8 protein-coding genes are annotated in these 8,961 nt (G+C 40.3%); 1 reads left to right on the top strand and 7 read right to left on the bottom strand.

The window, feature by feature from the left end:
* Positions 1-245: 245 nt before the first annotated feature.
* Positions 246-1,577 (top strand): aminodeoxychorismate synthase component I, encoded by a 1,332-nt coding sequence (pabB, locus tag BK820_RS14490; protein ID WP_004891544.1) that lies wholly within the window; start codon positions 246-248, stop codon positions 1,575-1,577.
* An 80-nt stretch (positions 1,578-1,657) separates the two neighbouring features.
* Here the strand turns inward: pabB and hisC are convergent, their stop codons facing one another.
* The 7 genes from hisC to BK820_RS14525 form a co-directional block, all read right to left on the bottom strand.
* Positions 1,658-2,749 (bottom strand): histidinol-phosphate transaminase, encoded by a 1,092-nt coding sequence (gene hisC / locus BK820_RS14495; RefSeq protein ID WP_071321299.1) that lies wholly within the window; start codon positions 2,747-2,749, stop codon positions 1,658-1,660.
* A gap of 182 nt (positions 2,750-2,931) precedes the next feature.
* Positions 2,932-4,233: a histidinol dehydrogenase gene (gene hisD, locus BK820_RS14500; protein WP_081409074.1), complete on the bottom strand. Its 1,302-nt coding sequence runs from the start codon at positions 4,231-4,233 to the stop codon at positions 2,932-2,934.
* Positions 4,234-4,417: 184 nt separating this feature from the next.
* A complete protein-coding gene (hisG, locus tag BK820_RS14505) occupies positions 4,418-5,119 on the bottom strand; it encodes an ATP phosphoribosyltransferase (RefSeq protein WP_071321301.1) in 702 nt (233 codons plus the stop codon).
* On the bottom strand, positions 5,119-6,375 hold the full coding sequence (gene murA, locus BK820_RS14510) for a UDP-N-acetylglucosamine 1-carboxyvinyltransferase (RefSeq protein ID WP_071321302.1): 1,257 nt from the start codon (positions 6,373-6,375) through the stop codon (positions 5,119-5,121). The genes hisG and murA overlap by 1 nt, the downstream gene beginning before the upstream one ends.
* Before the next feature lie 7 nt (positions 6,376-6,382).
* Positions 6,383-6,634: a BolA family iron metabolism protein IbaG gene (gene ibaG, locus BK820_RS14515; protein WP_071321303.1), complete on the bottom strand. Its 252-nt coding sequence runs from the start codon at positions 6,632-6,634 to the stop codon at positions 6,383-6,385.
* Between the two features lie 134 nt (positions 6,635-6,768).
* Positions 6,769-7,101 carry a ribosome hibernation-promoting factor, HPF/YfiA family gene (hpf, locus tag BK820_RS14520; protein ID WP_004814456.1) on the bottom strand — a complete coding sequence of 111 codons (333 nt, stop codon included), beginning with the start codon at positions 7,099-7,101 and terminating at the stop codon, positions 6,769-6,771.
* A 177-nt stretch (positions 7,102-7,278) separates the two neighbouring features.
* Positions 7,279-8,730, bottom strand: a complete 1,452-nt coding sequence (locus BK820_RS14525; protein WP_048882007.1) for an RNA polymerase factor sigma-54 — start codon at positions 8,728-8,730, stop codon at positions 7,279-7,281.
* Positions 8,731-8,961: the final 231 nt, after the last annotated feature.

The following is an 8,961-nucleotide window of genomic DNA, read 5'->3' on the forward strand; positions in this document are numbered from 1 at the left end:
GGTTTGTGCAACAAAGCCGTTGTGAATCACTCTTTGTCCATGATGTATTTTTATTTTACGACAGCACGAACAATTAATCCTTGAGTGATTTGCTCGCCCCCCTAAATTAGCTGCGTGTCATTTTTTGTTCAACTGTTGTTGGTCGCATTTCGTTATTCACCGATAAACGGTATATACAAGTTCTACCTCATTTTTCTTGATAATTGAGATAGAATCATCTCAGTCTCTTGAATGCTTTAAACTGAATGCATAGCCTAACTTTTCAACATCTCCTGTCTGCTTCAAATAGTTCCCCGCATGCCATTTTGGAAGCATTGCGCTCCCTGGATCATGCTGTATATTTATATGACAACGGTACGCCATTTATTGCCTGCTGTGCTGAACGTTATACAGTTATACAGGATGATATTATACAAACTTATCAGGCTGTTTCTTTTAATCAGTATGAAGTCGTTGCGCCAGATTTAACTATTAATTTCACGTCTAAATCAACCTCGGACTCTACAAGATTTAATGGCGGCTTTGTAGGATTCATTTCTTATGACTACGCAGCTCAGCAGCAAGTTCATTATAGACAGCGCCAGCAGCCAGCACTTTTTATTGGGCAATTCTCTACTTATTTAGAACTCAACCCTCAAGGATGGATTTTTAAAAGTAGTGATCCTCAAGCGAAACATATTTTTCAGCAGATTCAGGCTTTACTTGATCAATTCCAGGATAAGTCTGAATTTAATTTAGTTTCTCCATGTACAGCGCGTTGGAATAAATCGGCTTATCAGGAGGCTTTCAGTCAGGTTCAGGAATATATCAAAGCTGGTGATTGTTATCAGATCAACCTGACTCAAGAATTTTCAGCACAAGCTAAAGGCTCTGTGTTAGCTACAGCAGAACAATTTTGGCAGCTAACCAATGCACCTTATGCTGGTTATTTACGCGTAGGTGAGTTTGAGCTGTTAAGTTGTTCACCAGAACTGTTTATTGAGTTTCAATCTGAGCGACGGATTATTACCAAACCGATCAAAGGCACGATGCCGCGTTATATAGATCCAATATTGGATGAGCAGTCCAAACAGACCTTAAAAAATTCTGAGAAAGATCAAGTTGAAAATGTGATGATCGTGGATTTATTACGTAATGATTTAAGTGTTTATGCGGAAACTGGCTCAGTTAAAACACCAAAGCTGTTCAATATTGAAAGCTTTAATCAAGTTCATCATATGGTTAGTGAGGTACAAGCTACATTAAAAAAAGATGTAAATCCATTTAATGTTTTAATGTCCGCCCTTCCTGGCGGATCTATTACTGGTGCACCTAAAATCCGTGCCATGCAGATTATTGAAGAACTTGAAGATGCGCCACGAGGTGCATATTGTGGCTCAATGGGGTATTTTAATTTTGATGGAACTGGTTCCTGGAATATTCTGATCCGCTCAATACAGAAATACCAAAATGAGATGTCACTATGGGCTGGTGGCGGGATTACCATTTCATCAGACTGCGATGCCGAATACCAAGAATGTTTTGATAAAGTCGAAGCTATGTTGAATCTACTCAATACTTGGTACACACCTGAATAAATAAAAAAACGACTCAATTGAGTCGTTTTTTTATGAATCTCACCCCTTGATGAGCATTGCTCCGCAAGGGATAGATTCACTTAAATCAAAATCTCATTTTTCAATGTATCAATCAAACGTTGATTCTGCTCATCTGTACCAATAGTAATACGTAAGAACTGATTGATACGTGGCTTATTAAAATAGCGCACGATAATACCATGTTCACGTAATTCAGCTGCTAACTCACCTGCATCTTTGCTTGGCAATGATGCAAAAATGAAATTGGCAGCCGATGGTAAAACTTTAAATCCAAGTTCTTTTAACTGTGCTGTCAATTTCTCACGGCTCGCTATCACTTTGGCATTTTGCGCTTCAAAGTAAGCTTGGTCTTCAAAGGAAGCTACTGCTGCTGCAATGGCAAAACGATCCATTGGATAAGAGTTAAAGCTGTTTTTAACCGCTTCCAATGCTGCAATTAAATGTGGCTGCGCAATCGCAAAACCAACCCGTAGACCTGCTAATGAGCGGGACTTAGACGTCGTTTGGCATACCACCAAATTGTCGTATTTCTCAACCAACGCCACCGCTGATTCTGCACCAAAGTCGACATAGGCTTCGTCAATCACCACAACCGAATTTGGATTAGCTTGAAGCACTTCTTCAATTGCAGATAAACCCAGTGCAATACTGGTTGGTGCATTTGGATTGGTAATAATGATGCCGCCATTTGGCTGTTTATAGTCATCGACTACAATTTCAAAATCATCATTGAGTGGCAGAACTTTGGTTTTCACCCCAAAGAACTGACTATAAACTGGATAGAAACTGTAGGTAATATCTGGATAGAGCAATGGCAATTCTTGAACGAAGAATGCTTTGAAAATATGTGCTAAAACTTCATCCGAACCATTGCCGACAAAGACTTGCTCAACTGGCACACTTTGCTGTTTCGCAATCGCTTGCTTCAGTTCAGAGGCATCAGGGTCAGGATACAAACGTAAAACATCCGCACCATTTGCCAAGACATTCTGCACTGCTTCCACCACTTTTGGTGACGGTGGATATGGGTTTTCATTGGTATTTAATTTTAAAAGATTTTGGATTTTAGGCTGTTCACCTGGTGTGTACGGCTCAAGCTCACGTACTTCAGGACTCCAAAAACGCATTTGTTCTATAGTGATCTTTGACATCTTTGTTCTCTTATTAGCCCTCTCCTAACCTCTCCCGAAGGGAGAGGGATCTCCAAACTCTTACATATTGCTTTACTAGATAATTAATTCAATCATGTAATCTCCCTCTCCTGAGCAAGTTTTAAAGCACTGCTTTAAAATGAAACGCAAGTGAGAGTTAGGGAGAGGTTTTATATTTTTAATTACTGATAACGATAACGTGCAGAACGTGCATGTGCATCAAGATTTTCTTCTTGCGCCAAGATATCAGCAGTTTTCGCTAAAGTTTTCACGCCTTGTTCAGAGCACATAATCAGACTTGAACGTTTTTGGAAATCATATACGCCCAGTGGTGATGAAAAACGTGCTGTCCCTGAGGTTGGTAAGACATGATTTGGCCCTGCACAGTAGTCACCAATCGCTTCAGGGGTGTAACGACCCATGAAGATCGCACCAGCATGACGAATATCTTCAGCCATTTCTTCGGCTTCATCTAAACACAGCATCAAATGTTCTGGTGCCACTTGGTTAATGAGTTCAGCACCTTCCGCACGGTCTTTCACTAAAACTAATGCACCACGGTTCTCGATAGACGTACGTGCGATCTCAGCTTTTGGTAAAGCTTCTAAGTGTTTTTCAATCCATTCGCCGACTGCATTTAACAGAGCTTCATCAGGTGTAATGAATACTGCTTGCGCAACCGTGTCATGCTCAGCTTGTGACAATAAATCCATTGCCAGCCACTCAGCATTATTTTCACCTTCTGCATACACTAGAATTTCAGAAGGTCCGGCAATCATATCGATACCGACTTGACCAAATACCGCACGTTTTGCCGCAGCAACGAAACGGTTACCGGGGCCTGTGATTTTATCTACAGATGGAATGTTTTCTGTACCATAGGCTAATGCTGCAACCGCTTGCGCACCACCAATGGTAAATACACGGGTCACGCCTGCCAAATATGCTGCTGCAAGTACCAATGGATTCAAGTCACCATTTGGCGCAGGTACCACCATAATAATTTCAGGTACACCTGCAACATGGGCAGGTACTGCATTCATCAATACTGAAGATGGATACGATGCCAAACCGCCCGGTACATAAATACCCACACGATCAAGTGGTGTGACTTTTTGACCTAAGGTATTACCTAAAGCATCGACATAGGTCCAGCCATCTTGCTTTTGTGCTTGGTGGAATTCACGTACACGGTTGGCAGCGAGTTCTAAAGCTTCACGCACTTCAACTGTTAAACCATCAAAGGCAGCTTTCAATTGTTCTTGAGTCAGTTCCAGATCTGAAAATTGATGCGCTGGATGTCGATCGAACTGCTGAGTAAGTTTAAGAACATGAGCATCACCATGCTGACGCACATCAGCAATGATTTGATCTACGGTTTTTAAAAGTTCAGGATCACTCACTGTTTCAAAAGCTAACAAGTCAGCAAATACCTGCTTGAAGTTTTGATCTTGAGTCGATAAACGTCGCATCAATTTACCCACAAGGTTGATATGGAAAAGATTAGTTTACCTGTTTTAACAGGCTTTGTGGTTATCTATCTACTTTCTTGAGCATGAGTTTTATTGGAAATAGCATTCGGTAAAATTGATGATTTCTCTAAATTCTCTATCAAACCCTAGATATAAAAAAACCGTCCTTGCAGACGGTATTTTAGAACGATAAAAATTAAGCTTTTTTCGATTGTTCACGTGCTTCAACAGCTTGTTCAAGCTGTGCCAAAATTGGATTCAATAATGCTTGTTTACGCTTAAAGCTGGCTTTATTGACAATCAAACGTGAAGATACTTTACAAATTTCTTCCAGTGGCTCAAGACCATTGGCACGAAGTGTATTGCCTGTATCGACCACATCAACAATATAATCGCCTAGACCTACAAGTGGTGCAAGTTCCATAGAACCATAAAGCTTGATCACATCAACCTGCTCACCTAGGCTTGCATAATATTGACGGGTTAAATTCACATACTTAGTCGCAATTTTAAGACGGCCTTTCGGACGTTCCATACCAACCTTGCCTGCTGTCATCAGTTTACAGTTGGCAATTTTTAGATCTAATGGCTCATAGACATTTTGCGCGCCATGCTCCATCAACACATCTTTACCTGCCACACCGATGTCTGCTGCGCCATTTTCAACATAGGTTGGCACATCAGAAGCACGTAAAATCAGAATACGAACGTGTTTATGGGTTGTCGGGAAAATTAGCTTTCGAGACTTATCCGGGTCTTCCAGCAGGTTAATACCTGCCGTTTCAAGTAACGGTAGAGTTTCTTTTAAAATACGGCCCTTACTTAATGCTAAAGTTAAACCATGATCAAAATTGCCCATTACGTCAAAGTTTGGATCATCGTTTCTCATATCGCTCATTAACTTACTCGCTTAATTTGGGCACCTAAACCTTGTAACTTCGCTTCGACATCTTCATAACCGCGGTCAATATGATAGATACGGTCAATCACTGTTTCCCCTTCAGCGGCAAGCGCTGCCAATACCAAAGAGAATGAAGCGCGTAAATCTGTCGCCATCACTGGTGCTGCAGAAAGTTTTTCCACACCAGTCACCACAGCATCATTACCTTCAACCTGAATATTCGCCCCCATACGAGCCAATTCAGGAACATGCATGAAACGGTTTTCAAAAATCGTTTCGGAAATTGTCGCAAAACCGCGGCCAATTGCATTCACTGCCATCAGCTGAGCCTGCATATCTGTTGGAAATTCTGGATGCGGCAAAGTACGGAAGCTGACAGCTTTCGGGCGTTTACCCATCATATCCAGTTCGATCCAGTCGTCACCACGTGTAACTTCTGCACCCATTTCTTCAAATTTTTCCAATACTGATTCAAGCAGGTTTGGATCTGTATTCGTTGTTTTTACTTTACCGCCCGTGATCGCAGCAGCTGCCAGATATGAACCGGTTTCAATACGGTCAGCAACCACAGCATATTCACAGCCGTGTAGGCTTTCAACACCAGTGACAATCAGCGTATCTGTGTCTAAACCTTCAATCTTGGCACCCATTTTAATCAGCATTTGCGCAAGATCGGTAATTTCAGGTTCACGTGCTGCATTACGGATTGTCGTTACGCCATCTGCCAGCACAGCCGCCATCAGAATATTTTCGGTACCACCCACGGTCACCATGTCAAAGATAACTTCGCCACCTTTCAGACGACCATCAACTTTGGCATGGACATAACCAGCTTCAACCTGAATTTCAGCACCAAGCGCTTCCAAAGCTTTTAAATGCTGATCAACAGGACGAGAACCTATCGCACAACCACCAGGTAAAGACACCTGTGCACTACCGTAGCGCGCCAGTAATGGACCAAGCACCAAAATGGATGCACGCATGGTTTTTACCAACTCATATGGTGCAAACTGGTTATCCAGGGTTGAAGTATCCGCAACAACAGTATCACCTTCATATTTCATGGTGATCCCGAGACCGGCAATAAGTTTAACCAGTGTGTTTACATCTTTCAGATTAGGCACATTGGTCAAGGTAATAGGAGTATCTGCAAGAATCATTGCAGCCAGTAGTGGAAGTGCTGCGTTTTTCGCACCGGAAATACGCACTTCACCTTCGAGCTTATTGCCGCCCTGAATTAAAAATTTATCCATTAATCTATTAAGCTCCAAATAAGCTTGCTTTGCGCCATTCTTCTTTGGTCATTGCGCGAATTGTTACGGCATGGACTTCACCACTGGCGATATAAGAATTGAGAGGAGCATAAACAGCTTGTTGTCGAGCAACTGGTCGCTTACCATCGAATTGATCATCCACAATACGGAGATCATATTTGCCGCCCTGACCACTCACAGCAATGTCAGCCTCTGGGAACGCGGCTTTTAAGATTCCAGCGAGCTGTTCATTATTCATCACAAGACCTCTTATAGGACTAAGGGTGTAAAACGGATCATTTTACTATAAATAAAAAAAATAATTCATTAGTCACATACATTATATATATAAAAAAAGAGGCTTTTAAAAACCTCTTTTTCCATTCTGCCCGATTATAAAGCCAATGGCTGATAATTCAGGTTCATTTTTCGATATCGATCAATTTGTTTTTTTAATTTTTCTGTCAAAAGCTTGATCGAGGTATACATATCATCGGCATTGGCATGCGCAAAAAATTCGATTCCCGGTAATCTGATAATCGCTTCCGCAATATGATTACTGCTTCCTTTTTTAGAGCGTTTATCAATCTGATGATCTTTTGAAAGTTTAACCTGCATACTGTTCACTTGATCCAGATGTTTAGTCATCTGCTGGAACTTTGTTTTTATAGTATCTTCAATTGCTGGCGTAATAGATAAATGATGTCCACGAATTGTTATTTGCATAGTTCTATCCCTCAACTTCGTTAGGATTAGACGAGTCACAGTCAAATGATTCGATGACAATAACCAATGCAAGGTTACAGTTCAGAAATTGGATCAAATCATTTTACGGTTCCTCAAAAGAAAAAGAGATTCATCATAGTGTCATGATGAATCTCTAGAATAGTCAGATTTTAAAACTTAGATCAAGACCTTTCGTTCAGAAGATGAAGGAATATGTAACGATTCACGATATTTAGCGACTGTACGTCTTGCTACATCAATACCTTCCTCTTTTAACATATTGGCAATTGCATTATCCGACAACGGCTTACGTATATTTTCCTCAGAAATCAATTTCTTAATCTTGGCACGAATCGCAGTTGAAGATGCTTCCCCACCCGAAGTCGTACCGACATGACTGGAAAAGAAATATTTCAATTCAAAAAGGCCACGCGGTGTCAGCATGTATTTATTGGTTGTTACCCGAGAAACAGTAGATTCATGAAGTTCAACTTCTTCAGCAATATCACGTAATACTAGAGGTTTCATCCCTTCAGCACCAATTTCTAAAAAAGCTTTTTGGTGTTCGACAATACAAGTGGCTACTTTTAACAAAGTCTTATGACGTTCATCGATACTTTTAATGAAATTTTTTGCTTCCAGCATCTGGTTTCTTAAATATTGATTGTCATCACTTTGATCAGCACGACGGATCATATTGGCATAAAAAGAATTTACACGTAGTTTTGGCATCACGTCAGGATTCAACATTACCTGCCAGCAGTCATTCTTTTTCAACACGACAACATCGGGCACCTGATAATCAGATTCGCGATCTTCAAATTCCAGACCAGGATGGGGTTTTAATGTTTTAAGTAAATCTACTGCACAGCGCAACTGATCTGGATTCAAACCAGTTTGCTTAATCAGCCGAGGTAATTCATTGGTAATGAGCAGTTCATAGTGTTGTAGCAGCTTGATCGCATCATTACGACAAGGTGTGGAAGCGGACAAATTATCCAGCTGAACCATCAGGCATTCAGCCAAATTGCGCGAACCGACACCAATAGGCTCTAATCGTTGAATATGTTTGAGTACTACAAGGACTTCATCATCTTCAATTTCCTCCTCATAGCCCATGCTTTGTAACAAGTGTTGAACTGAGGTGGTAATTTCCGAAATTTCGACTTCAAGAAAGCCCTTATCGTCCAAGGAGTCGATAATGCAATGTGCAATCAACTTATCAATTTTAGAAAAATGTAGCAGATTTACCTGTTCAATCAGATGTTGCTGCAGGCTTAAATGTCCCTGCCGATTATCCTCACGTTCTTCGTATTCAGCTGCACCTAAACTAGTGGGCTGATGGGTATATACATCATCCCAATCAGTATCCACAGGCAAATCATCAGGCAAATGATCTGCATTCAATTCATTGGTTAAGTCTTTTTGGTCATGCTCAACTTCAGAAGTAGATAAACTTTCTAAATTTGATTGTTCTTCAACTTTTTCCAGTAAAGGATTACTATCTAACTGTAACTGAATTTCCTGTTCAAGTTCCAGACTCGACAGTTGCAATAATCGAATTGCTTGCTGCAATTGTGGAGTTAATGACAGCGAGTTCGCAACTTTTAAGCCCACTGATAATTTCATTGTTACCCCTCATTATTCAAACCGCGCTTTATAAGCAATTTTTATGCCGCTTTATTTTTTTATAACATAGATTTGTTAAATTACATACAATTCCTTGTACTTTTTATGCACTATTTAAGCTATTCATTTTAAATATTAATATTAATTAGTATCTTATTTTTATCAAATGATCTTATTTGCTTTTAAAAATTCGAAATAAATTAAAAAATTACATAAAAAAACACCCCCTGT

The sequence above is a fragment of the Acinetobacter sp. LCT-H3 genome (assembly GCF_001866125.1).
Classification (GTDB): Bacteria; Pseudomonadota; Gammaproteobacteria; order Pseudomonadales; family Moraxellaceae; genus Acinetobacter; species Acinetobacter schindleri.

Bases quoted from the DNA above. Each gene is read 5' to 3' on its own strand.
- murA (WP_071321302.1), bottom strand. From the start codon at position 6,375: ATGGATAAATTTTTAATTCAGGGCGGCAATAAGCTCGAAGGTGAAGTG.
- ibaG (WP_071321303.1), bottom strand. From the start codon at position 6,634: ATGAATAATGAACAGCTCGCTGGAATCTTAAAAGCCGCGTTCCCAGAG.
- hpf (WP_004814456.1), bottom strand. From the start codon at position 7,101: ATGCAAATAACAATTCGTGGACATCATTTATCTATTACGCCAGCAATT.
- pabB (WP_004891544.1), top strand. From the start codon at position 246: ATGCATAGCCTAACTTTTCAACATCTCCTGTCTGCTTCAAATAGTTCC.
- hisG (WP_071321301.1), bottom strand. From the start codon at position 5,119: ATGAGCGATATGAGAAACGATGATCCAAACTTTGACGTAATGGGCAAT.
- hisC (WP_071321299.1), bottom strand. From the start codon at position 2,749: ATGTCAAAGATCACTATAGAACAAATGCGTTTTTGGAGTCCTGAAGTA.
- BK820_RS14525 (WP_048882007.1), bottom strand. From the start codon at position 8,730: ATGAAATTATCAGTGGGCTTAAAAGTTGCGAACTCGCTGTCATTAACT.